This window comes from Winogradskyella tangerina, from assembly GCF_003260205.1.
Taxonomy (GTDB): domain Bacteria; phylum Bacteroidota; class Bacteroidia; order Flavobacteriales; family Flavobacteriaceae; genus Winogradskyella; species Winogradskyella tangerina.
The window spans coordinates 106920-133164 of the sequence record NZ_QERF01000010.1 but is presented as its reverse complement, the minus strand read 5'-3'; the positions used below and the strand labels follow the sequence as shown (position 1 = coordinate 133164).

Sequence of the window (26245 nt, the reverse complement as noted above, 5' to 3'; positions counted from 1 at the left end):
TGCAATGCAAATTTAAATTCCACTTTATTTCGTTTTATAAATTTCATGATCTGGGTTAAATTATTCCGCAAAATTACACATTCACCAAAGGTGTTTATGTTATCTAATGCTTAATAAAATGTAATGGTTTAGAAAACCTCCTTCGCGATAGCTTTGATGTTATCGCTTTTCCCCATCGAGTAATAATGAAGCACCGGAATACCAGCCTTCTGCAACTCTTTAGATTGCTCAATACACCATTCAATCCCAATTTGCCTTACTTGCTTATTATCCTTGCACTTTACAATTTCGATAATGAGCTCTTCTGGTAAATCAACATGAAAACGATGTGGAATTAAATTGAGTTGCTTCTTCGTAGCAATTGGCTTCAACCCCGGAATAATTGGCACTGTTATCCCTTCTTTTCTACACTTATCCACAAATTGAAAGAATTTTTTATTATCGAAAAACATTTGGGTCACGATATAAGTCGCTCCCTTTTTGATTTTCTTTTTCAGAAAGTGAATATCGCTTTCTAAACTTGGTGCCTCCATGTGTTTTTCTGGATATCCGGCGACACCGATACAAAAATTTGTGCACGAACTATTCTGCAATTCATCATCGAGATAGTTCCCCTGGTTTAGATTTTGAATTTGCTCAACCAATTCACTGGCGTAAGTATGGCCATCCTTTTCTGGTCTAAAATAGGTTTCACTTTTTACGGCATCACCTCTCAATGCCATTACATTATCGATATCTAAAAAATCGAGATCTACCAAAAAGTTCTCGGTATCTTCCTTTGAAAATCCGCCACATAAAATATGAGGGATGGCGTCAACTCCATATTTATTCTGAATAGCCGCACAAATACCAACGGTTCCCGGTCGTTTTTTAACCACTTGTTTTTTTAACAGACCGTCTTCAACTTCTTTATAAACGTACTCTTCACGATGATATGTGACGTCTATAAATGGCGGTTTGAACTCCATTAATGGATCAATATTATCGAATATCGATTGAATATGTTGTCCTTTTAGTGGTGGTAAAATTTCAAATGAAAACTGTGTTGTTCCGTTCGATTGTTCTATATGTTCTGTTACTTTCATGCTTCGTTTACAATGTTTGGGTTAAGCCATTTTTGTGCCTCTTCTAAAGTGATTTCTCTTCGTTCACTATAATCTTTAACTTGATCGTCTGTTATTTTTCCTAAACCAAAATATCTTGCTTCGGCATTTGCAAAATAATAACCACTAACGCTTGCCGACGGCCACATGGCAAGGTTATCGGTTAATTTTACACCTATGGTTTGTTCAACTTTTAAAACATCCCAAATGGTTTCTTTTTCTAAATGATCTGGACATGCAGGATAGCCTGGTGCAGGTCTGATTCCTTTATAGGCTTCTTTGATCAACTCTTCATTAGAAAGCTCCTCATTTTTAGCATAATTCCAATAGTTAGTTCGGACTTCCTTGTGAAGATATTCTGCAAATGCTTCTGCTAAACGGTCTGCTAGCGCTTTGATCATTATGGCATTATAGTCGTCGTTGTCCTTCTCATATTGCGCTGCAATTTCTTGAGTACCAAATCCGGTGGTAACACAAAAACAGCCCAGATAATCTTGCTTTCCAGTCGATTTAGGAGCAACAAAATCTGCCAATGCTATATTTGGTTTGCCCTGTGCTTTCTTTGATTGTTGACGAAGGGTTAAGAACTTTTTTGTGGTTCCGTTTAGTTCAATTTCAATGTCGTCATCATCTATTGTATTTGCAGGGAACAATCCAAAAATGGCTTTAGCCTTCAATAGGCGATCATCAAAAATGCGCTTCAACATTTCCTGAGCATCATCGAATAATTCTGTAGCCTGCTCACCAACAATTTCATCCTTAAGGATATTTGGGTATCTACCATGAAGATCCCAACTTCTGAAAAACGGAGACCAATCGATATAAGCTTCAAGCTTTGTAATATCAAAATCTTCCAGAACATGAATACCTAGTTGCTCAGGTGCAATGATCTCTGTAGTTTCCCAATCAATTTTGAATTTGTTCTTTCGCGCTTCGGCGAGCGGAAGATATTCCTTCTTTTTCCCGCGTTTTAAGAATTGTTCTCTGAATTGATCATATTCATCTCTAATCTGATCCTTATAAACTTGATTGTCTTTCTGAAGTAAGTTTCCAACAACCGTTACTGCTCTTGAAGCATCATTAATATGAACTACAGTATTGCTGTAATGAGGCGCAATCTTTACTGCAGAATGCGCTCTCGATGTTGTTGCCCCACCAATAATAAGAGGAATATTTAAGTTTTCTTTTTCCATGGCTTTAGACACGTACACCATTTCATCTAATGAAGGCGTTATGAGTCCGCTTAAGCCAATAATATCTACATTTTCTGCCTTAGCAGTTTCTATGATCTTTTCGGGTGGTACCATCACACCCAGATCAACAATTTCATAGTTGTTACAACCTAAAACGACACTTACAATATTTTTACCTATGTCGTGAACATCACCTTTAACAGTTGCCATTAATATCTTACCAGCAAAGGCTTGCTTACCATCTTTTTCGGCCTCAATAAAGGGTTGCAAATAGGCGACTGCTTTTTTCATCACTCGAGCAGACTTCACCACCTGAGGAAGAAACATCTTACCACTTCCAAATAGATCGCCTACAACGTTCATACCAATCATCAATGGTCCTTCAATGACTTCAATTGGTTTGGTAGCTTGCAACCTTGCTTCTTCAACATCTTCGTTAATAAATGCATCAATACCCTTAACTAAGGCATGAGTTATTCGGTCTTGAAGCGGCTGATTTCGCCATTCGAGAGTGGCTGTTTCTTGTGTTTTTTTCTGACCCTTTACGGATTCTGCAAAATCTAATAAGCGCTCGGTAGCATCATCGCGTCTGTCAAATAACACATCCTCAACATGCTCTAGGAGTTCCTTATCGATTTCATCATAGACTTCAAGCATAGTTGGATTAACGATACCTAAATTCATTCCATTTTTTATGGCATGAAATAAGAAGGACGAATGCATAGCCTCACGTACAACATTATTCCCACGGAAGGAAAATGAAACATTACTCACACCACCTGATACATTGGCATATGGCAAGTTTTCGCGAATCCATTTAGTAGCTTCGAAGAAATCGAGTGCATTTCTTCTGTGCTCATCCATTCCTGTTGCTACAGGAAATATATTAGGATCAAAAATGATATCCTGAGGTGCAAATTTCACCTCATTCACCAAAATATTGTAAGAACGCTCGCATATTTCAATTCTGCGTTCGTAATTATCTGCCTGACCTTTTTCATCAAAGGCCATGACGATAACAGCGGCGCCATAACGCTTAATTAATTTTGCCTGACGCTTAAATTCTTCCTCCCCTTCTTTGAGACTAATGGAATTAACCACACATTTCCCTTGAACCACTTGAAGACCTGCTTCTATGATTTCCCATTTAGAACTATCTATCATTATAGGAATACGCGCAATATCTGGCTCTGAGGCGATAAGATTTAGGAAGGTCGTCATGGCTTCAACACCATCAAGCATTCCTTCATCCATATTCACATCCAAGATTTGTGCTCCTCCTTCGACCTGATCTCTAGCCACATCTAAAGCTTCATTGAATTTTTCTTCTTTTATCAGTCGAAGAAACTTTCGCGATCCGGTAACGTTAGTTCGTTCACCTACATTTATAAAATTGCTCTCGGGTGTAACAACAAGAGGTTCTAGTCCCGAAAGGGTTAAATATTTCTTACAATCAACTTCTGGCATTAGGCAATTTCTTGAATTAATCTTGGTTGGTATTTTTGGGCAGCATCTGCAATCGCTTTAATATGGTCTGGTGTCGTACCACAGCATCCGCCTATGATGTTTACCAAACCATCTTTGAGATACCCTTCAATATGGGCTTGCATTTCCTCAGGACTTTCATCATATTCTCCAAAAGCATTTGGTAATCCTGCATTGGGATGAGCCGATGTGTAAAATTCTGTTTCGTTAGAAAGTCGCTGTAAGTATGGCTTCAATTGTTTAGCACCTAAGGCACAATTAAAACCTACACTCATTAGTGGAATATGCGAAATTGAAGTGAGAAAAGCTTCAACTGTTTGTCCAGACAATGTTCTTCCAGAAGCGTCAGTAATTGTACCAGATACCATTATTGGAATATCTATTTGACGTTCTTCTTTTACTTCCTCAATAGCAAATAATGCGGCTTTAGCATTAAGTGTATCGAAAACAGTTTCAACCAATAATACATCAGCTCCACCATCAATCAGCGCCTCAACCTGTTGCTTGTAAGCTATTCGTAATTCGTTAAATGTAATAGCTCTATATTCTGGTCTATTCACATCTGGCGACAGACTTGCTGTTCTGTTAGTTGGGCCTATACTACCCGCTACAAATCGTGGTTTTTCAGGATTCTTTGCAGTAAATTCATCAGCCACCTGGCGTGCAATTTTTGCAGATTCAAAGTTCAGTTCATAAACCAAATCCTCCATATTGTAATCGGCCATTGCAATTGTAGTACCTGAAAATGTATTCGTTTCTACAATATCGGCACCTGCTTCAAAATATTTGGCATGTACTTCAGCGATAGCTTGAGGTTGCGTTATTGAGAGCAGGTCATTATTCCCTTTTAATGGGGTTGGATAATCTTTAAACCGCTCACCTCGAAAATCAGCTTCGGTAAAATTATAAGCTTGTAACATTGTACCCATTGCACCGTCGAGCACAAGGATTCGTTTTTGTAATTCTGTTGATATGTTATTTGGCATTCCTGATATGTTTAATGTTTGTTATCAGGAAAATGAAGATTTAGTTTCCGTTATCTGTTCTGTAAAAACAGTAGAATTTAGCACCTTCTTACGTATAAGGGTTGCCAAGGTATCAAAGGGTCTATTCCCTCCACCTTTCTTGATAACATTTCAATAAATAAACTGAACTTTAGGCTGACAAATATCTAATACAAAGACCTAAAAACCTAATTTATTCATAAAAATCTAAAATTGATATGCATTTCAATTAAATTTTCTACTTTTGCCTTCGTTTTAACAAGGAAAAATTTGTCTGATTGCAACCTTATAAAAAAATGCTAAAGCAGTAAGTAATTAACTTCTCTAGCGACTCAGCAATCTTTCAAATTAAATTATAAAATACAGGATTTATGCCATATTTATTTACGTCTGAAAGTGTTTCTGAGGGGCATCCAGATAAAGTTGCAGATCAGATTAGTGATGCCTTAATTGATAATTTTTTAGCCTTTGATCCAGAATCTAAAGTGGCTTGCGAAACGTTGGTTACTACTGGTCAAGTAGTTTTGGCTGGCGAGGTGAAATCTAATACCTATTTAGATGTTCAGAAAATAGCAAGAGATACCATCAACAAGATTGGTTACACCAAAGGAGAGTATATGTTTGACGGTAATTCTTGTGGTGTATTCTCAGCAATACACGAACAATCTGAAGACATTAATCGCGGTGTGGACAGAGCTTCGAAAGAAGAACAAGGTGCTGGTGATCAAGGTATGATGTTTGGTTATGCCACTAATGAAACGGACAACTATATGCCGTTAGCACTAGATATTTCACATCTTATCTTAAAAGAATTAGCTGCTTTACGACGAGAAAATAAGGACATTACTTACTTAAGGCCAGATTCTAAAAGTCAGGTTACAATTGAGTATAGTGATGACAATACACCTCAGCGTATTGATGCCATTGTGGTATCGACACAACATGATGACTTTGATTCTGATGAAGCTATGTTAGACAAAATCAGAAAAGACATCATAGAAATTTTAATTCCGCGTGTAGTGGCCAAAGTTCCAGAACATATTAAGCCATTATTTACTGAAGATATTACCTATCATATTAATCCTACCGGAAAATTTGTTATTGGCGGTCCTCACGGCGATACTGGGCTCACAGGACGAAAGATCATTGTAGATACTTATGGTGGAAAAGGCGCTCACGGTGGTGGAGCATTCTCTGGGAAAGATCCAAGTAAGGTAGACCGTAGTGCAGCTTATGCTACTAGGCATATTGCAAAAAATCTTGTTGCCGCTGGCCTTTGTGAGGAAATTTTGGTACAGGTATCTTATGCAATTGGCGTAGTAGAACCTATGGGAATCTTTATAGACACCTATGGAACATGCCCATTCAATATTACCGATGGAGAGATTGCAGAAAAAGTCTCAGAAGTTTTTGATATGCGACCTGCAGCAATCGAAAGTCGTTTAAAATTACGTCAACCTATATATAGTGAAACAGCCGCATATGGGCATATGGGCAGACAAAACGAAGTAGTTTCTAAAACCTTTGAACAGCCTAATGGGGATTCTAAAACAATCGACGTAGAGCTATTTACTTGGGAAAAATTAGACTATGTAGATAAGGTCAAAGCAGCATTTGATATTTAATAAATATATTATCTCAAAATTTAAAACTCTAATCAGATTTGATTAGAGTTTTTTTATTGTTAGACCTAGAGGTAGGAATTTTTCAGTTTGAAATGTTTTATGTTCAGATAGCTAATAACAGCTTAATTAAAACTAAATCTTCAAACTATGAAAAGAATTAAGAACTACCCAAATCTTATTTTAATCCTTTTACTTTCACTTTTGGTAATGACCTCCTGTCAGGAAGACGACGGCGTTATTCCAAATGATCAACAACAAGAAGACATTCCGGATACATTTTCTGAGTACTTCGGAAATCAAATTTCAAGAGATGTCATCGGAAACGTAATTGACATCAACAAGCTCCCAATTTCAGGTGTAACCATCACCATTGGAAACCAAACCGCAACAACAGATAATAATGGTGTTTTCATTATTAATAATGCAACACTCAATGAACGATTTGGCTACATAAAAGCTGAGAAAACTGGATATATTCACGCTTCACGAAGTGTGGTGCCAGCCGAAGGAACCAACAAGGTCACTATTATGATGCTTGAAGCCACCATTACCGGAACTGTAAACAGCGGTGCTTCTAGCACTGTAACAGGTAACGACGGAAGTTCTGTGAGCTTCGATGGAAACTTCATCAAGGAAGACGGAACAAGTTATGATGGCTCTGTAGATGTAATTATGCATCACCTAGACCCAACCGACGAAGACATGGCACTTCAAATGCCTGGGATGCTTTATGCACAAAACGAAGATGGCGCTGAGCGTATGCTACAAACTTTAGGTATGTTAGCCATAGAGCTACGAGGTACCGCAGGTGAAGATTTAAATCTAGCCGAAGGTTCAACTTCTGAAATAATGGTTCCTGTGGATGCAAGTTTAATTCCTAACGCACCGGCTACAATTCCGTTATGGTATTTTGATGAAGCCCGTGGTTATTGGGTTGAAGAAGGTGTAGCAACACTACAAGGTAACATGTATGTTGGAACAGTTTCTCATTTTTCATTCTGGAATTGTGATATTCCTGCTGAAGCCATTGTACTTTGTGTTACCACAACAGATGATAATAATGAGCCCTTAGGAAATTTACAAGTTTCGATCACTAGTGCTACCTTCGGAACTACCTACGGTTATACAAATGAAAATGGCGAAGTATGTGGTTATGTACCGAGTAACGAAGTTTTAGAACTTAATGTTTACAGTTATAATATCTGCGGAACGGATCCACTTTATGGACAAACTGTCGGGCCATTTACTGAAGATTCCTTCGTGCAAATTACTATTAACAGTACACCAGATACCATCACAGAAACGGTAACGGGAACATTCAATACTTGTAACGGAGACCCAGTTTCAGACGGTTATGTACAATTGACTTACGGCAACCAAACTTTTATTGATGCGGTGAGTGACGGTACTTTTGAAATTAGTCTCATTCGATGTGATGAAGATAACACCTTCACGATAAATGGAAGTGATTATACTAATATTCAAACTACAGGTGAAATTTCCTATACCTTTACCACACCTGAAACAAACGTAGGTACAATCAGCGCATGTAATGCTATCGCTGAGTTTATTGAATACACTATTGATGATAACGAAAGTGTATTAATTTTCGATAATATTAATGCGAATTTTTATGCTGAAGGCCAAGGCCAATGGGGCGGTCCGTCAATTGATATTTTCGCAAGTAATAACGATCAGGAAAACTGTTTCTATATGTTTGGTGTCTTAGATGCTATGAACTTATTAGGATCTTACGACAATTATGAATTTACTAATGAAGAAGATGGTACCGGATTCTTTATCGGCGAATGTATCAACGTATCAGGAAACAATAATTCCATTATCTACAACCTTACTGCCCTAGGAAATGTAGGTGAGTATATAGACGTGAACTTTAGTGGAAGCTATGAAGATTATGATGGCAACCCACACACCATCACTGGTGTTGTTCATGTATTAAGAGACAACTAAAACAATAAATCATGTTAGGGGAAAGCCTCCAGTCACTCAGTCTTGTCTGAGTGCTGGAGGTTTTTTTATTTATAAAGTGTATGTTAACCTAAAGGTTATAAATCTTGGTTGTATAAAGGTCTCTGAACTGAAAACCGAAATATTACCAGCACCGTTACTAATATTAGAATCGATATCTAACAAGTTAGTAGCTCTTAACTGATATTCCCATTTAGCATCTCTATCTTTTCTGTAACGCAGAGAAGCATCCCAGGTTTTAAACGATTGCACCTGATCACCATCATCTTGCTCTGTATATCGGAAATCTGTAATGAAGGTTAAAGAATTCCAGATGTAAGCATCAAATCGGATCGAAGGTGTACGTGTTACGAATCGCGTAGAGTTCGTTCCTTGATCGTTATTATTAATTCTGTGTGAATATCTCAATCTTACATTTGGCGCCTCTCTAAAATTCGTACGAATCTCTGGAGCATAAGTTTGAGAAAAAGTTTCATTAATTGAACGCTCACCCTGAACGAATAAGTTAAACTTACTGTAGTTGAAGGTTGTTCTTAACGTTGCTCTAATCTTTCCGAATGTTCTCTGAACTCTACCTGTTACAAATAAGTTCTCATCTGCAAAGTTCGAATTGAAGAACGTATTAGTTCTAATAACACTTTCAAAATTAGTCAATGGTCTAATCTGATCAATGTTTTTACTGTAGTTTACAATTGCAAATACGTTGGTGTAATTAAACAGATTAAAACTATTATACGCTAAACTCAAGTTGTGAGATAGTGCATTTTGCAATTCGGCATTACCAAACTGTATATTATTGAAATTATTTAAAACCAAACCTTCCGCAATATTGGTCACATCAGTAAATGTATTGGTCATACGATAATTAAACTGAAGACTTTCACTCTTTTTGAATTGAATACGCGCTTCAAAGTCTGGTAAAATATCAAAGAAGTTGTCTTTAAAAGTATCAGTCCCTTGCGTATTTTGATTGCTGTACGCATGGAAAGAAACTCCAGGCGTGAAGGTAAACTTACCCGTTTTGAAACGGTAGTGAACCCCCAAGTACACATCTCCAAATCTGTACTCCACATCATCATTTGATGCTGATAATGGATTACCATCTAAATCTGTAATGATTGGTGTTGGATCCAAACGTGTACCATCATCTAAAAACTGAAAAATATTAGAATTGAAGTTCTGTTTACTCAATATCGTTCCTAGCGTAAGATTGATATTACTCTTAGCATTCAAAATGTTATAATAATCTAGTTTCGCATCTAACTGATTGGTTTTAACACGTCTTTCTTGACTTATATCGTAATTAAACTGATCTAAATCTAATCCTAAACCAGCTGCTGTAGGATCAAAAGCATCCACGTTATTCGGATCAGGATCATTTCCTAAAATAGCATTATAAAAAGGATCCTCGTCACGTAAAAGATGTTGGGCTTCGAATGCAAAAATGTTGTTTTCATCGAGCGTGTAGTAATAATTCAGATTTTGATTGATACTATACGGGTTCACCTGATCTAACTGATTCGTAGCACCTACAATAGAAGACACAAGGTCTTGTCGTTCTTCATCATCTGAAACTCGTGCTAGAATGTCATAATCAAGCTGATTGTTAACATTCGGCTTGTAGGATGCACTTAGTTTAGAAATAAACTGATTTGATGCTTCTCTACCAGTAGAAACAGTAGCTTCATCTGGTGGCAAACTGGCTGATTCGTCTATTGGTGTACTCGGATCGTCTTCAACTTCGATGTAATCAATAAAACTTTCTTCTCGTGTTCTTAATCTACTGCTATTGTAAATTAAGAATCCACTAATATCTAAGGCCTTATTAGGTGAATAACTGAAATTAGCAGACCCTAATTTGGTAATTACTTCTTGCGCATTGGCAATACTCGTAAGACCGCCCAAGCCATTATTACCTAAATTAATATTTGTTCCACTGGTTCTACTTGGCAGTCTAAATCCACCACCAAAACCTCTAAGGTCTCTATTTGTTAAAGCTACTTCACCAATATTATTCATATCACCGATAATATTGATACTATATTTCGGACTGTAGTAAAATAATTTAGGTTGAACCAGATAAAGCTCGTCATTAGGTGATGGTGCTGTACCTGCACCTGCCGTAACATCGCCAAACCAGAAGTTCTTTTTTCCTTCTTTTAGTTTGATATTGATCGCCACGTTATCCTGATTATTAGTTACACCACTTAACTGGCCTACTTCAGCATAGTTTCTTAAAACCTGAACTTTGTCCACGGCGTTTGAAGGGATATTCTTTGTAGCTAATTTGGTATCGCCATCGAAGAAGTCTTTACCTTCCACCATAATTTTAGAAACGGTTTTACCTTCAACTTCTATCTGTCCATCTTCATTGATTTCTACTCCAGGTAATTTTTCTAAGACGTCTTCAAGCTTACGTTCAGAACCATTTTTGAAGGAATCTGCATTGTAGATCAATGTATCACCTTTAATGGTTACTGGCATTTCATAGGTCAATTCTACCGCATCTAGTGAATTGTCAGGTACTAATTTGAAGTCTTTCGTTATCCCCGTTCCCGTGGTAGAAATAATCTCTTCAAAGGTTTTATAACCTATATAACTAACCTGAATTTTGTACTTACCGTTTTTACCGAGAGATAAAACGTATTTCCCTTTGTCATTAGTAACCGCGTATGATTCTAACGCATTAGTATCCTGGTTAATAGCTATAACGTTTGCTAATTCTAATGGCGTACCAATACTGTCTTTAACGACACCTTGCATTCTAACTTGGGCAAAGGTACTACCGGCCACCACTAAACATAGCAGCAATAAAGCTTTTTTCATTATTTGATTGTGTTTGATTTTTTAGTTTCTTCTTCCACCACGGCCACGACCACCGTACATCTCCCGCATTTCTTGCATTTTCTTGGTTATAATTTCGTTGTATTCCGATTGCGTAACTTCATCCCCTTTTTCTGGTTTTTCAATTTCTTCTTTTTCTTCGGGATTCATTACAATTTTAGTGCATAGTATCGTGGTTCTGTCTGCACTTACTTCTAAGATTAAACCAGGTAATCCCCAGTAGTCGTCTGGACCTTGGTTAATTGGAATCTGTGGTGTGTACCATGCAACAACTTCTATTGTTTTTGGCACCTCCACTTCACTCATAGGATCATCACTGTCTGTTTTTGTAGAATCGCTAGCCTTTTCACCTTCTTTCTTTTCGTCAGAATTTCTGTCACGTCTTGGGCGCATACTCCTCCAGTCGAATTTATCTACTGTTCTAGTTGCTGTAGCCTTGAAACATGTATAGTTACCAATTTGTTTTGTTTCGGTTCCCATCTTCCATTCGAGACCTTTCAATTCGTCTTTTATTAGAAATTGCTTTCCGAAAAACTCTTGGTCTTGAAGCAATTCCTTGGACTTCACATTTTTATATTTTGGGCCACCAGTAAAACTACTCGACCAGTTTCCCCAACCTCTTCCAGAGCCAGGTGCTTCTAATCGTTCGTCTTCTTTGTAAATGGATTCTTCTTTATTGAAGGTTAAAATGTATTCTTTCTCAAGGAAACTTTTCATTCGTTCCTCAATACGTTTCTTTTGCTCAGGACTTAACTCGCGTCCACCCGACCATTGGTCTAGATCCATGGAGGTCTTAGACATATAGTAGGCTTTACCCTGGAAATCTTGTTGTGCAAAAGACAGTGAACAAACAGCAAACAATAAGATTGCTGTGAGAAGTGAAAGTGGCTTTTTCATGTTAAAAGTTTAAAGTTGATTAGCAAATGTAAGTTTATAATTTTAAGACTTTCTTAAAAAAAAGTTACATTGACGAGTTGTCTGTGACAACCTAAAACTATAGACTATTCTATTTACTAATGGTTTATTTCACTTTCGTTAAACTTCTGTTAATTCTTAGCTACGTCTTCTACCCATGCGATTGTTTCTAAATTCTTTCATTTTTTCAACAATCGTTTCTTGGTATTCTGACTTCGTCACTTCTTTACCTTTATCAGGAGCTTCAATTTCTAATTTTTCCTTCGGATTCATAACGATCTTAGTACAGAGCATAGTTGTGTTACCAGCATTAACTTCTAAGATCAATCCAGGAAGACCCCAATATTCTAATGGTCCGTGTCCGACTGGTATTTGTGGTGAGTACCATGCTTCAACTTCTGTCATTGCAACGTCAACTTCTGGCTCTTCTGTTTTTGTAGCAGTTGAATCATTTTCTTTCTCAGCTTGCGTATTGTTGTTGCTTAATCTGCTCCAAGAAAAATCATACCATGCTAAATCATTAGAAGGGATTGACGCCGTTGCTTTAAAGCACATGTAATTACCAATTTGCTTTGTTTCTTTTCCAAGAACCCAATTTATATCTTGAAGTTTATCTTTTACTAAAAACTTCTTACCATAAAACTCTTGGCTTTGAATCTGCGTATTCGTCTTTACATTTTTATACTGGCGTCCTGGCGCAAAGTTTTTACCCCAAGAATCCGTAGCACCTGTCATCGCATCTAACTTTTCGTCCTCATAAAAAAGTGCTTCTTCTTTATTGAAGGTCAGAATATATTCCTTTTCTAACCTATTTTTGAGTCGCGCTTCAACTTGCTTCTTCTGGGCTTCACTAAGTCGTGCACCCCATCTCCCTAATTCCATTTTTGATTTCGATACATAGTAAGCCTGACCTTGAAAATCATCAGACTTGGCTGTAGTATTAGACAAATTTGCATCATTAACTTTTACTGAGAATAATACAAGAAGTAAGAGAAAGCTCGATTTAATTAGAATTGATTTCATGATAAAAAAACTGTTAAATTGGTTGTTTTTGTTTAACAAATATATTCAAACATTAAACAATATTAGTTTGTTTATCATAAAATTAACAGTGTTGCCTATGGCTAGAACTATCCTCCGATTGTTATACTGAAGCTATTTCCGTCATTTCTCTCACCTTTTTTAGGTCGATAGCGCTCCATCATTTCCTTGGCCTTCTTTTCCATAATTTCCTCATAGGTTGCCTGATCTACTACTTTACCCTTCTCAGGTTCTTTGATCTCAACCTTGTCTTTCGGATTCAGAACAATTTTGCTACAGATAATGGTCAATTCACCATCATGTACTTCCAAAATTAATCCCGGCAGACCTTGATAATTACTCGGACCATTATTTACAGGAATTTGAGGTGTGTACCAAGCGGTTACTGTGCGTTCTTCCATTTCCGGCTCGCTTTCCTCTTCTTCTTCCGCGTCTTCATCTGAATTAAATCGTACTCTAGGTTTTTCAACCATTTTAGTATAGGTTGCCTTATAGCATTGATATTCTCCAATGAATTTTGATTCAGATTCTAGTTTCCAATCCAAAGTTTCTATATCGTCCTTCACAAGAAATATCTTCCCATACGTATCTACCTGATCGGCATAGCGTTGCTCCTTAGTATTCTTGTACAATACATCAGAACCTCCGCCTCCACCGATAGAAACGATTTGAATATTACCTCCCATACCGACTGTCGGTTGATCGAGTTCTTCATCTTGCTTATACGTAGATTCTTCCTTATTAAAATGTAATAGAAATGTCTTTTGAAACTGCTTCTTCATCATTTCTATCATCTGTTTCTGCATATCAGAATCCATCTGAGTGCTATCCATCTTAATGTCTAATTGACGTTGCGTTTTGTAAGTCGCCACTCCTTGAAAGTCTTGAGCACTAACAGTGGAGAACACCACTGTTATTGCCAAAACTATAACTCTAACAATTGTTGTCATTTGATTGATATTTAGTTTTTATTATTGTAATATTTAATTGCTGAAGTTCTAATTTTTTCTACACTTTTCAAAAATGCTTCTGGCTGATCTGAATTTCCTTCAACTTTGTAGGAGACATGAGCCTTTTCGCCATTAGACATTGTTCTACCATTACAAACCAGCTCAAATTTAATGGTTTCGTTATTTCCTGTTGCGTCTAATAACTCTCTAATATCAGCAACCTGGAAGGTGGACTCAATATCTTCAGCAGAATCTACAGTGACACTTACACTGATATCATCTAACTTAGGTTGCTGGGTATCAACGATACCGTTTATTGATTTTGATTGGCTAAAACCTAAAACAGTGACTAAAAGTGCTAAGCTTGTAATTAAATTTTTCATGTTTTTTATATTTTTAAGATTAATACATCACAAATATCTGCACCCATTTTTGTCTTTTGAGTTAACTAGTGTTAACGTGTGTTAACCGATTCGTTAAACTAGTTTTTAACATTTACTTTTGACGTATGAATGATAAACGATATAAGTGGATCCTATATACAATTGTTTCAGTTATTATAGTAACAATTGGCATTCAGGTATTTTGGAATTACAAGAACTATCAAACAAATAAGCAACAACTTATTAATGACGTTCAAGTTAGTTTGGATAAAGCTGTGGATGATTATTATGCAGATTTAGCAGAACGCACAACATTGGGTATTTCATTGTTAGGCGACAGTCAACTCGATGCACTTGGAGAAGATAGTGAATTAGCAAAATTCCTTGAGAAAATTGATAAAACTACTGAAGAGTTTAGCAATCTAGACTCATTAGATCTTGAAGGATTAGATGGCATGACTGTTTTTAGGGGTAAAAAAGCCGATTCGATGATGCTCGATTACCGGCAGAATCATAATCCAATCAGTTCTGATTCTTTCAAAATTCAGATCGATCAGCTAAAACTTAATGACAGTATTGATCTAAAAAACATTTCAATGCTGACTTCAAAAGTCTTTATTTCAATAAGTAATGATTCATTAGATATGGCGGTTGTTGATAGTATGTTTAATGACGAACTCAACAGAAAAAATATCGATTTAAAGCACCAGCTAACCTTTTATGAACCTATTAGCCCAACCAGATTTTCTAAAGCGCGCGATTCTTCATTCACCGCATCAGAACCAAATGTGAAGTATGAATTAAGTGCTACTTCAAAGTCAACCTTTTTACCCAACGGGAGCACTTTAAAGATCGATTTTACAAATGAAACTGCCACAGTTTTAAAACGAAGTTTAAGCGGTATTTTAATATCAACTGTATTAGTGCTGGCTGTTATTAGTTGCCTGTTCTATTTACTTAGGATCATTAAACATCAGAAACAACTGGCCGAGGTAAAGAACGATTTAATAAGTAACATTACTCACGAGTTTAAAACACCTATTGCAACTATTGGTGTGGCATTAGAAAGCATAAGCAATTTTAATGGTATAGACGACAAGGAGAAGACCAAAAAATATATCAATATGTCTTCTGAACAACTTGGGAAACTAAACATTATGGTCGAAAAACTATTGGAGACCGCCACTCTAGATAGTGACAGTTTAGAATTAAATAAAGAATCGGTTGATGTTGTAGCCCTTCTAACCGACCTTACGCATCGCTATAAAATGCAACATCCTGAAAAGGAATTTCATGTAAGTCTAAAGGTTGAAAATCTTGAAGCAAAAGTAGATTTATTTCATTTTGAAAATGCGCTAAACAACATCTTGGACAACGCCATTAAATATGGAGGATCTATCATTTCTGTGGATCTAATTCCGAAACAGAATAATTTTGAAATATTAATTTCCGATAGTGGTAATACACTTTCGAAAGCCAATAAAGATCGAATCTTTGAAAAATTCTATCGTGTTCCGAAAGGTAATACCCACGATGTAAAAGGCTTCGGAATTGGTTTATACTACACCAAAACCATTATCGATAAACATGGTGGTTTTATTGATCTTAACCTTGCTAAAAATTTAACCACATTTAAAATCTCACTTCCAAATGACTGAAACCGTAAAATTACTTCTTGCTGAAGATGAAGCAGCCTTAGGTCAAATAATTAAGGAAAGTCTCGAAACCAGAAATTTTGAAGTGATCTTATGTGAAAACGGCGAAAAAGCGCTTGAAAAATACCGTACAGACCAACCAGAAATTTTAGTCTTGGACGTGATGATGCCAAAGAAGGATGGTTTCACGTTGGCAAAAGAGATAAGAGCTATAGATGATGCCATTCCTATCATTTTTTTAACGGCAAAATCTCAAACTTCAGATGTAGTTGAAGGCTTTTCAATTGGTGGCAATGACTATCTGAAAAAGCCTTTCAGTATGGAAGAATTAATCGTAAGAATTCATAATCTTTTAAACAGAACTAAGGTTCAGAAATCGTCTAAAGTTCTAAGCATTGGAGATTACACTTTCGACTTTCCGAAGCAACAGTTGCAATTTCAAGAGGAAGAAGCCGTTCAGCTTACCCACCGAGAAGCGCACTTATTATTTCATTTGATAAAAAATAAGAATCAGGTACTAGATCGCTCATTAATTTTGAATAAGCTTTGGGGCACCGACGACTTTTTCTCGGCCAGAAGTATGGATGTTTTTATCACTAAGCTTAGAAAAAAACTTAAGCACGATGAGAATATTCAGATTATCAACGTGCGCGGCTATGGCTATAAACTGACGGTTTAAAGCACTTCACACTAAATACAGTTTATTTTGAGTTATAGAATGGTGCAATTTTTGTATTTTTCTGTTTCCTATGAATAAATTAGTTGGTTTCTTTTTCCTGATAAGTTTTTCGGTCTTCGCGCAGCAGGAGGTACAATTGCAATTGAAAGATTCTATGAAACTTGATGCCAAATCTATTTTTGGGGTTGACACCTTTGGCACTCTGTATTATTCGACTGACGATAATACCTTCAACAAAAAAACAAAAGACACAACCATAACATATACCAACTTTCAGTTAAGTGAAATCACAACGGCCAACGCCTTCAACCCATTAAAGATCAACCTTTTCTACCAAGATTTTAATACGGTTGTGATATTAGATAATCGTTTGGCAGAAGTGTTTAAAATAGATTTCAATACAACACAACCGTACAAAAACGTAAGCTTCGTTTCAACAGGTTTTGACAATACGCTTTGGATCTTCAACCAAGATCTGCAACAACTCGAATTGTTTGATTATAAGTCTAACAATGTGAGGCTTAAAACCGTACCCATCCAATCTGAGATCTTAGACCTAAAGAGCGATTACAACAATTGCTACATGCTTACCGAAAACTATCTCTATGTCTATAATTACTTCGGAAGTTTAATTGCTAAACACCCAAATGAAGGCTATGAACGTATGGCATTTAGCAAGGCACATTTGGTGCTTAAAAAAGCTGATGGCTTCGATATTCTTTCAAAAAATACAGAAGAAATTAAACCCATTACAGGATCAAATTTGTTAATAAGTCAGTTTTTGGTAACCAATGAAACCTTGTATATTTACCACGACGAAATTCTACGTCAATACCAACTTAAACTTGAATAGATTATGCATGTTGCTGTTGCAGGAAATATAGGAGCAGGTAAGACCACTTTGACCAAATTATTAGCGAAACACTATAAATGGGAAGCCCAACTAGAGGACGTTGTCGACAACCCTTATTTAGATGATTTTTATAATCAGATGGAACGTTGGAGCTTCAATCTTCAGGTATATTTTTTGAATAGCAGATTCCGCCAGATCAATCAAATTCAGAATAGTGGTAAGGACATTATTCAAGACCGTACCATTTATGAAGACGCTCATATTTTTGCACCCAACTTGCACGCCATGGGTTTAATGACCAATCGCGATTTTGAGAATTATTCATCACTTTTTGAGCTTATGGAATCCTTTGTAAAAGGTCCAGACCTTCTCATATATCTGCGTAGTTCTATTCCTAATTTAGTGGCTCAAATTCACAAACGTGGGCGCGATTACGAAAACACTATTAGTATTGATTATTTAAGCCGTTTGAACGAACGCTACGAAGCCTGGATCACTAAGTATAATAAAGGTAAACTGTTGATCATTGATGTAGATGATCTCGATTTTGTGGCCAATCCTGAAGACTTAGGTGGTATTATCAATAAGATTGATGCAGAAATTCACGGGTTGTTTTAAATCCAAGCTTCTCTTTACTTAATGAATTGAAAACTTCTGGCATGCTCTAAAGCTTCCTCACCCGAATTAACGATCAGTACCGGAACTTCATTATAATCTTCAAAGAGTTTTACGATTCGACTCATACGCCTTGTGTGCTTCACCGCCCTCAGATAAATAGCTAGAATTCTATTGGGAAACTTTTCAACCACATCCCTGTAAATGTGTGCATCTTTCTCTCCACAATCTCCAATGAGAATGAAATTTAGGCTGGGATAAGTATTGAGAATATTATAGATTTCGTTATACTTATGAGCCAACTCGGGCCTCGGTGTTTTGTCATACGGCATTCTAATATCTCTCAATAAAATTGGTCCGGCCGGAAATTTATTTACCGTCAAAAACATGTCTAAATAGCGATACAAATTCCAAGGACTATTACTCACATAGAAAATTGGGTTTTGATCCATACCAGATTTTCCTTTATGTAATAATTCATAAAAATCGGCTGCACCTTCAAGTGCTTTCCGTTTATGAGGTGTTTTGAAGAGTGTATTTATGATAACGCGCCATTTTAATTTTGAAGTTACACCCGTAAACAGAATGGTATCATCGATATCGCTAACAACACCGTAGGCTGAATTAACGTTCGGTATCAGCATTCGTCCATGAAACTTATTGCCGTTTTGAATTTTAGTCTTGTGCGATGTTGCAAATGACACTTCATAATCGAGCCAGCCTTCATCGGAGACAAAGCCTTCCAGATTATCTATATCATGTTCTGCTATATAATACCCTTCAGTATCCGTTTGAAATTCGATCCGTTCGTTATTGGGTAACTTAATCGTTAATGGTGTGTTTCTAACCTCATCGGTTTCAAATCGCTTCCAGGAATTGATAAATAATTGAACCCCACTTTTCTTATTGAGATCAATACTTTCATCTTCTAATGCTCTCCCTTTCAAAAATAATTTTGAAAAAGTTCCGTAAGAATCGAAAGGAATAATTTGAAGCGGATCTTTCTTAAACATGGTATAAAAATAAAAAGCACCTTTAAATAAGGTGCTTTTTAATGAGATTTTATTTGAATGCGTTAGTTTTTCTTAACGTCGATTTCTTCAATAATCTTTTCAACTTCAACTGAATCGTTTTTCAAACCAGCTTCAAACGCTTTTAGTTCTTTTTCAACTTCAGCTTCAGTACCAGTGAAAGTTTTAGTTTCAGAAACTTCTTCACCATTAACTACTTTAGTATATTCAATCGTTGCAGTAACGTTAGTATCATCAGCCATTACGATCTCCTTAGTAATTTCTTCTTCTGAAGTATAATTAGCTAATCCTTCAGAAGTCATAGCGATACTAGGAGCGATTACTAATGCAACTACAGACATTAACTTTAAAAGGATATTTAATGAAGGACCTGAAGTATCTTTAAATGGATCTCCAACTGTATCACCAACAACCGCCGCTTTGTGAGCATCTGTTCCTTTACGACCTTGCTCTTCTATCATCTTTTTAGCGTTGTCCCATGCACCTCCTGCGTTAGATTGGAATATTGCCATTAACACACCACAAGTAGTTACACCTGCTAAAAGACCACCAAGCATCTCAGCATTACCTAAGAAACCAACTGCAACTGGTACTGCAATTGCTAATAGACCTGGTAATACCATCTCCTTAATTGAAGCTGTAGTAGAAATAGCAACACACTTATCGTACTCAGCTACACCATCAGCTTCATCAAATGTTTTTCTTTGGGCCTCGGTCGCTTTAGACATATCAGAATCAACAGCTCTCATTACCTCTAATGCAGCTTTTAATTTTGGAATATCTCTAAACTGACGTCTTACTTCTTCGATCATTGCCATAGCCGCACGTCCTACAGCATTCATTGACAATGCTGAGAAAACAAATGGTAACATACCTCCTACTAATAAACCTGCCATTACGGTTGGCTTAGAAACATCGATAGCCGTTACACCAGCAGTTTTCATGAAGGCTGCAAATAATGCTAAAGCTGTTAAGGCAGCTGATGCAATAGCGAATCCTTTACCAATAGCAGCGGTTGTATTACCAACAGCATCTAACTTATCCGTACGCTCACGTACTTCACTTGGTAACTCAGCCATTTCAGCAATACCACCAGCGTTATCAGAAATCGGTCCGTATGCATCTACAGCTAATTGAATACCTGTATTTGCAAGCATACCAACAGCAGCGATTGCAATACCATATAATCCAGCGAAGTGATGCGATACTAAAATTGCAGCCGCAATTAAAATGATCGGAATCATTGTAGACATCATACCTACACCTAAACCAGCAATAATTGTGGTTGCAGCTCCTGTGTCTGATTGCTTAACGATAGACGTTACAGGCTTTGTACCTGTTCCTGTATAATACTCGGTTACTTTACCAACAGCTAATCCGGCAATAAGTCCGGCGATAACTGCAATGAATACACCTGTTGCACCGCTAGGTAAACCTTCAACTGATTCAGGAATTAATGCATTAATAATAAAGTAAGACGCCACTAGCATTAAACCTGCTGAACCAAATTCACCAATGTTTAAAGCTGTTTGTGGGTTACCACCATCTTTCACTCTTACGAAGAACGTACCGATAATTGACATTACTATACCTACAGCTGCAAGTACTAACGGTAAATAAACAGCACCTAAACCATTGAAATCTGGAGTGATAATAAACGCACCTAATACCATTGTACCAATAATAGAACCTACATAAGACTCAAATAAATCCGCTCCCATTCCGGCAACGTCACCTACATTATCACCAACATTATCAGCAATTGTAGCTGGGTTTAACGGGTGATCTTCAGGAATACCTGCTTCAACCTTTCCAACTAAGTCAGCTCCTACGTCTGCTGCTTTTGTATAGATACCTCCACCTACACGAGCAAAAAGTGCAATTGAAGATGCACCAAGTGAGAATCCTGAAAGTACATTCAATACTTCATTTAATCCCCAGCCCATTTCACTGTAGATCATAAACAAACCACTAAGACCTAAAACACCAAGTCCTACTACACCAAGACCCATAACGGCCCCTCCTGCAAAGGCAACTTCTAATGCTTTACTTAATGATGTTCTTGCAGCACTCGTTGTTCTTACATTTGCTTTAGTTGCAACCTTCATACCGATGAAACCTGCTAATGCTGAACAGATAGCACCAATTACGAATGATACAGCAACCACACCGTTTGAGCCTTCTTCGTTACTTCCTTTGAAGAATAATAGAATTGCTACAGCAACAACGAAAATTGCTAAGATTTTGTACTCAGCTTTCAAGAACGACATTGCACCATCCGCAATATTCTTTGCGATTCTTTTCATTTTGTCGGTTCCTTGGTCTTGCTTGCCTACCCATGCGCTTTTAATAAACACAAATAACAAAGCTAAAACTCCAAAAGCTGGTAATCCTTTAATTAAATATTCCATATAAATTGTGTGTTAGTTAGTTTAATTTTTGAACGATGCCAAAAATAGAAAAATATACCTGATAAAAAAAGCCACTTATTCAATAAATAGTGGCCTTTGCTTAGAGTTGAACATTTTGAGAATTAAATCACAAATGTTCTTTTCTTTTTATGTTCGCTTTCTTCGTAGCGCTGAACACATTTCTTATAGATTTTTGCAGCTTCTTCGGCATTTCCCCATCCACCAACATCTACTTTTTTCTTTTCTAGGTCTTTATATACTTGAAAGAAGTGTTCGATCTCCTTTAATCGATGCGGATTTAGATCGCTGATATCTGAACGCTTGCTCCAAACCGGATCAGATACAGGGACACAGATTATTTTTTCATCCGGACCTTTCTCATCGGTCATATGAAACACTCCGATTGGTCTCACTTCCATTACCACCATTGGATATGAAGGTTCTGTTGAAAGCACCAAAACATCTAAGGGATCCTCATCTAACGCTAATGTTTCAGGCACAAAACCATAATCACCTGGATACATCATAGATGAAAATAAGGTTCTGTCAAAACGAATTTTATGTAGGGTGAAATCATACTCATATTTATTTCTACTTCCCTTCGGAATTTCTATGAGCACATCAAAAGTTACTTGTTTACTATTTTTCATTTAATATATTTTTTATCCCAAATTTGGGGTGGATAATCATTTCTTTTTTGCGGCTGCAAAGATAGATAAGCCTTTAGGTTTAAGCAACAAAAAGTGGCTAGAGTTTTAATAAATAGCATTTTATGGCTAAAATAGTATCTTGTAGCTTTATTTCATTAATCCAAAAAACTCATGAAAAGACTATTCCCTCTTCTGTTTTCAATTTTAGTTCCACTCAGTTTTTACGCTCAAAATCAACCTTATCAAGGAAAATTTGAACCCATCGACAATATGATACCACCACCTAACGTGTATCGAAGTGCAAGTGGTGCACCTGGGAAAGCGTATTGGCAACAACGCGCCGATTACAAAATAAAAGCCCAGCTCGATGAGAAGAATAATATTTTGAGAGGTGAAGAGACCATAACTTATTACAACAATTCACCAGATGATCTGTCTTATTTATGGATTCAGTTAGAACAAAACGTCAATAAAAAAGAAAACGAAGATTTTGGATATGCCTTCGGAAATGTCCGCGATTCCATGAATACGAGGCACATGCAATTTTTAACGAGGGCTATTGATTTCCCTGCCGGTTACACAATTAAATATATTAAAGACAGTAATGGTAAGGCTATAAAATCTTTGGTGAATAACACCATGATGAAAGTCATTTTAGACGAACCTCTTAAATCGGGTTCCACTTTGACGTTTTCGATAGGATGGTCTTATCACATCACCGACCGAAGTATGTATTTACTTTCGCGTGAAGGTTATGAGTATTTCCCAGAAGACGACAATACCGTTTACCTCATTGCGCATTGGTTCCCTCGCATGGCGGTTTATAATGATACTGAAGGCTGGCAGAATAAGCAATTTCAGAAATTAGGTGAATTTGCATTAGAATTTGGAGATTATGAGGTTGAAATAACTGTACCCGCTGACCACTTAGTTGCGGCAACCGGAGATTTACAAAACGAAAGTGATGTTTTATCCAAAACACAACGTCAACGCATGGCCGAAGCCAGAAAATCTGTAGACAAACCCGTAATTATTGTAACACCCAGTGAAGCAAGAGCCAACGAAAAGGAAAAATCTACAAAGACTAAAACTTGGAAATTCAGAGCTGAAAATGTTCGCGATTTTGCCTTTGCATCATCAAGAAAATTTATTTGGGATGCCCAAGCCGTACCTCTAGAAACTCACACGGTAATGGCTATGTCATTTTACCCTAAAGAAGGCTTACCTGTTTGGAAAGAATCTTCAACCCTAGCCGTAAAAAATGCACTCGAAGTCTATTCTGACGATGTTTTTGAATATCCTTATCCTGTTTGTATCTCGGTGAATACCTCGAATATTGGTATGGAATTCCCAATGATCAGTTTCAATGGTGGACGACCCATAAACGGTAGCATGAGTAAAAATGCCAAAGCAGGAATGATCAGTACCATTGTGCACGAAGTAGGCCACAATTGGTTTCCTATGATCGTAAGTTCAGATGAGCGCCAATGGATGTGGATGGATGAAGGCCTTAACACGTTCATACATCAACGTACTATGGAAGAACGCTATCCCGATTACCCACATACAGAACCAAAAAGTATTGTGCCTTTTATGAGTGGCGATCAAAGTATTATGCGCCCAATAATGACCTCATCGGATAATGATCTTCTCAAACAATTTGGAGCTAATTACTATCAAAAACCAACTGTAGGATTACAGATATTAAGAAATTCAGTAATAGGTAAAGAATTATTTGATCAGGCTTTTAAGGAATACGCTAACCGCTGGAAATATAAGCATCCGAACCCTGCTGATCTTTTTAGAACTTTAGAAGATGCAACAGCAGTAGATCTCGATTGGTTTTACAGAGGATGGTTCTTCACAACGGAAAATGTAGATATGGAGTTGACTAACGTCAAATGGTTTACAGTGGCCAATGAGGAAAATGTAGAAAACCGCAATAAGGTAACTGCCGCGAATATTAAAGCTGAAAACGCCGGTGAAAATACAACGGATTTTGCAGGCGGACCAGAAATGATAACAATGGTGCCTACGCCAGATCAGGCCTACGGCCAGTTTTTATCGCGATTAGATGAACCTGAATTAAGAAAACAACTTTATGGTAAAAACATCTATGAAATTACTGTAAAAAATGTAGGCGGTCTAGTAATGCCAGTTACTATTGAATGGCAATTTACGGATGGTACTTCTGAGATCGATACTTTACCTGCCGAAATTTGGAGGCTCAATGAATATGAAATTACTGAAACATTCATTAAAGAAAAGGTGGTTGAAAAAGTTGTCTTAGACCCAAATTTTGAATTTGCTGATACCAACATGAAAAATAACAGTTTTCCGAAGGTTGACCAGCCATCGGATTTTGATAAGTTCAAGAATAAAACAAAGAACTAATTATAATCTATCAATGTAAAAAAATAAAAAAGCCCAGTTTTCACCGGGCTTTTTTTGGCGTTATTCGCCACTAAGGAATCCTACAAGATCCTCAATATAATTGTCTATATTTTCTGGTAATCTTGGCGATTCGTGTACACCACCCTCAATGGTATACAATGTTGAAGACACTCCAACATCTAATAATCTTTGATGGATAACGCAAGAGCCAAATTCCCAATTTCCAGTTTCAAGCTCTAAGGCGTCACAAGGTGTTTCGACATCTGCAGAACCGTGTACTGCAAACATAGGCACATCACTAGAGGTTATCCATAAATCATCTTGATAAGCTTCATATTGTCCAAAAATAGAACCTCCAAGATTAACTACTCCAACAACTTCGCTAGATTCACCATTATTTCCTTGAACACCTTCCCAATTATCGATCCAACCCATAACATCAGTTACAAAAGCATATAATTCTGGCGGATTAATATCCTCAAATTGCCAGTAGGCATGCGCTAGAGCATTATATGCGCCCGATGCCCAACCGCCAGTAAATATTTCGTTCGGATTGATATTGTAGTCTTCAGCATTAGCTCTTAAATGACGTACAGCAGCTTTACTATCTACCATACCTCGCATTAAATTACCAGTTCCATCGCCTACACCATCTCTGTATCTGGCAGTAGCAACCACGAAGCCATAACTTGCCAATCGCTGAGCCAATGGTTCTAGATTACTCAAATTACTACCTTCGTATTGTCCTCCTCCACTAAGTAATAATGCAGGTTTATTTACTCTGAGATCACCTCTGGGTTTGTAGATATTCATGATATGACTTTGAGTATCAACTCCGTAGTTAATGTTTGTTTCAACCTCAACTAAGAATTTCTCACAATCATAAACCTCGCAACCTTCAATAGCCAAAATATCTTTTGACGCGCTGGCTGTTCCGCCATCATTGGCTGTAACGACCAAGGTTACAGAAAATTCACCTTTCGAGTTAAAAACAACGGTAGGATTTTGTTCGGTAGAAGTGTTGGGTGTAGCACCTGTGAAAGTCCAGTTCCAAGAAGTAATGGTTCCACTTCCAGCTTCTGATGTGTCGTTAAATGTGACACCTTCACCCGACACAGCAATGTTAACGTTAAAGTTAAAATCTGCTGTTGGATTTTCAATTTCTTGATTTGGATCATTGTCTGTTGAACAACTAAAACAAACCAGTACTAATAAAGAAATGATTAGGGTTTTTAATTTAATTGATTTCATAATAATAAGAATTTTAGGATTCGATACAAATCTCTTAATGATCTCCTTGACGCATCTTAATTATTGTTTCATATTAGAGGACTATTGTTCCAAACCCTAATTTTATTGAGGTTTTGGGACCTATTTCAAAATAAAAATTGATTTAATTATTGTAAATTGGGTATCGATTCGACC

At 37.0% G+C, this 26245-nt stretch carries 19 protein-coding genes and 1 riboswitch; of the genes, 7 read left to right on the top strand and 12 right to left on the bottom strand.

Annotated features, from left to right (window positions below; all coding sequences use genetic code 11):
* Positions 1–128: 128 nt before the first annotated feature.
* Genes metF through DDY94_RS14455 form a run of 3 tightly spaced genes read right to left on the bottom strand, consistent with a single transcriptional unit; the run spans position 129 to position 4767 of the window.
* Positions 129–1085 carry a methylenetetrahydrofolate reductase [NAD(P)H] gene (metF, locus tag DDY94_RS14465; RefSeq protein ID WP_111685234.1) on the bottom strand — a complete coding sequence of 319 codons (957 nt, stop codon included), beginning with the start codon at positions 1083–1085 and terminating at the stop codon, positions 129–131.
* Positions 1082–3763 carry a methionine synthase gene (metH, locus tag DDY94_RS14460; protein WP_111685231.1) on the bottom strand — a complete coding sequence of 894 codons (2682 nt, stop codon included), beginning with the start codon at positions 3761–3763 and terminating at the stop codon, positions 1082–1084. The genes metF and metH overlap by 4 nt, the downstream gene beginning before the upstream one ends.
* Positions 3763–4767 (bottom strand): homocysteine S-methyltransferase family protein, encoded by a 1005-nt coding sequence (locus tag DDY94_RS14455; RefSeq protein ID WP_111685229.1) that lies wholly within the window; start codon positions 4765–4767, stop codon positions 3763–3765. Before DDY94_RS14455 ends, metH begins: the two co-directional genes overlap by 1 nt.
* Before the next feature lie 47 nt (positions 4768–4814).
* Positions 4815–4916: riboswitch (SAM riboswitch) on the bottom strand.
* A gap of 240 nt (positions 4917–5156) precedes the next feature.
* Between DDY94_RS14455 and metK the strand changes: the two genes are divergently transcribed.
* Both metK and DDY94_RS14445 read left to right on the top strand, forming a co-directional pair.
* Entirely contained in the window at positions 5157–6410 is a 1254-nt protein-coding gene (gene metK, locus DDY94_RS14450) for a methionine adenosyltransferase (protein ID WP_111685227.1), read from the top strand.
* A 147-nt stretch (positions 6411–6557) separates the two neighbouring features.
* The gene (locus tag DDY94_RS14445; protein ID WP_157957338.1) at positions 6558–8381 is read left to right on the top strand and encodes a hypothetical protein; all 1824 of its coding nucleotides are present in this window, start codon (positions 6558–6560) and stop codon (positions 8379–8381) included.
* A 69-nt stretch (positions 8382–8450) separates the two neighbouring features.
* Here DDY94_RS14445 and DDY94_RS14440 read toward each other — a convergent pair whose 3' ends face one another.
* The 5 genes from DDY94_RS14440 to DDY94_RS14420 form a co-directional block, all read right to left on the bottom strand.
* Complete coding sequence (locus DDY94_RS14440; protein ID WP_111685223.1) at positions 8451–11225, bottom strand: carboxypeptidase regulatory-like domain-containing protein; 2775 nt, start codon at positions 11223–11225, stop codon at positions 8451–8453.
* A 21-nt stretch (positions 11226–11246) separates the two neighbouring features.
* Positions 11247–12140 (bottom strand): GLPGLI family protein, encoded by an 894-nt coding sequence (locus DDY94_RS14435; protein WP_111685221.1) that lies wholly within the window; start codon positions 12138–12140, stop codon positions 11247–11249.
* 156 nt (positions 12141–12296) lie between these two features.
* A complete protein-coding gene (locus tag DDY94_RS14430) occupies positions 12297–13181 on the bottom strand; it encodes a GLPGLI family protein (protein ID WP_111685219.1) in 885 nt (294 codons plus the stop codon).
* A gap of 107 nt (positions 13182–13288) precedes the next feature.
* Positions 13289–14149 (bottom strand): GLPGLI family protein, encoded by an 861-nt coding sequence (locus tag DDY94_RS14425; RefSeq protein ID WP_111685217.1) that lies wholly within the window; start codon positions 14147–14149, stop codon positions 13289–13291.
* Positions 14150–14160: 11 nt separating this feature from the next.
* Positions 14161–14532 (bottom strand): hypothetical protein, encoded by a 372-nt coding sequence (locus DDY94_RS14420; RefSeq protein ID WP_111685215.1) that lies wholly within the window; start codon positions 14530–14532, stop codon positions 14161–14163.
* A 125-nt stretch (positions 14533–14657) separates the two neighbouring features.
* Between DDY94_RS14420 and DDY94_RS14415 the strand changes: the two genes are divergently transcribed.
* The 4 genes from DDY94_RS14415 to DDY94_RS14400 all read left to right on the top strand — a co-directional run bounded on the left by DDY94_RS14415 (position 14658) and on the right by DDY94_RS14400 (position 18337).
* The gene (locus DDY94_RS14415; protein WP_111685213.1) at positions 14658–16190 is read left to right on the top strand and encodes a sensor histidine kinase; all 1533 of its coding nucleotides are present in this window, start codon (positions 14658–14660) and stop codon (positions 16188–16190) included.
* Positions 16183–16866, top strand: a complete 684-nt coding sequence (locus DDY94_RS14410; protein ID WP_111685211.1) for a response regulator transcription factor — start codon at positions 16183–16185, stop codon at positions 16864–16866. Before DDY94_RS14415 ends, DDY94_RS14410 begins: the two co-directional genes overlap by 8 nt.
* 70 nt (positions 16867–16936) lie before the next feature.
* Positions 16937–17719: a hypothetical protein gene (locus DDY94_RS14405; RefSeq protein ID WP_111685209.1), complete on the top strand. Its 783-nt coding sequence runs from the start codon at positions 16937–16939 to the stop codon at positions 17717–17719.
* Positions 17720–17722: 3 nt separating this feature from the next.
* Positions 17723–18337, top strand: a complete 615-nt coding sequence (locus DDY94_RS14400) for a deoxynucleoside kinase (RefSeq protein ID WP_111685207.1) — start codon at positions 17723–17725, stop codon at positions 18335–18337.
* A gap of 14 nt (positions 18338–18351) precedes the next feature.
* Here the strand turns inward: DDY94_RS14400 and DDY94_RS14395 are convergent, their stop codons facing one another.
* The 3 genes from DDY94_RS14395 to DDY94_RS14385 form a co-directional block, all read right to left on the bottom strand.
* Positions 18352–19347, bottom strand: coding sequence for an App1 family protein (locus DDY94_RS14395; RefSeq protein WP_111685205.1), 996 nt, complete (start codon positions 19345–19347; stop codon positions 18352–18354).
* Between the two features lie 62 nt (positions 19348–19409).
* The gene (locus DDY94_RS14390; RefSeq protein WP_111685203.1) at positions 19410–21776 is read right to left on the bottom strand and encodes a sodium-translocating pyrophosphatase; all 2367 of its coding nucleotides are present in this window, start codon (positions 21774–21776) and stop codon (positions 19410–19412) included.
* Between the two features lie 122 nt (positions 21777–21898).
* A complete protein-coding gene (locus tag DDY94_RS14385) occupies positions 21899–22426 on the bottom strand; it encodes an inorganic diphosphatase (RefSeq protein ID WP_111685201.1) in 528 nt (175 codons plus the stop codon).
* Between the two features lie 171 nt (positions 22427–22597).
* Here DDY94_RS14385 and DDY94_RS14380 point away from each other — a divergent pair, with 171 nt between their 5' ends.
* Positions 22598–24820 carry a M1 family metallopeptidase gene (locus tag DDY94_RS14380; RefSeq protein ID WP_111685199.1) on the top strand — a complete coding sequence of 741 codons (2223 nt, stop codon included), beginning with the start codon at positions 22598–22600 and terminating at the stop codon, positions 24818–24820.
* A 60-nt stretch (positions 24821–24880) separates the two neighbouring features.
* On the opposite strand, the gene DDY94_RS14375 is transcribed toward DDY94_RS14380, so the two are convergent.
* Positions 24881–26071, bottom strand: a complete 1191-nt coding sequence (locus DDY94_RS14375; protein ID WP_111685197.1) for a PKD domain-containing protein — start codon at positions 26069–26071, stop codon at positions 24881–24883.
* Between the last annotated feature and the right edge of the window lie 174 nt (positions 26072–26245).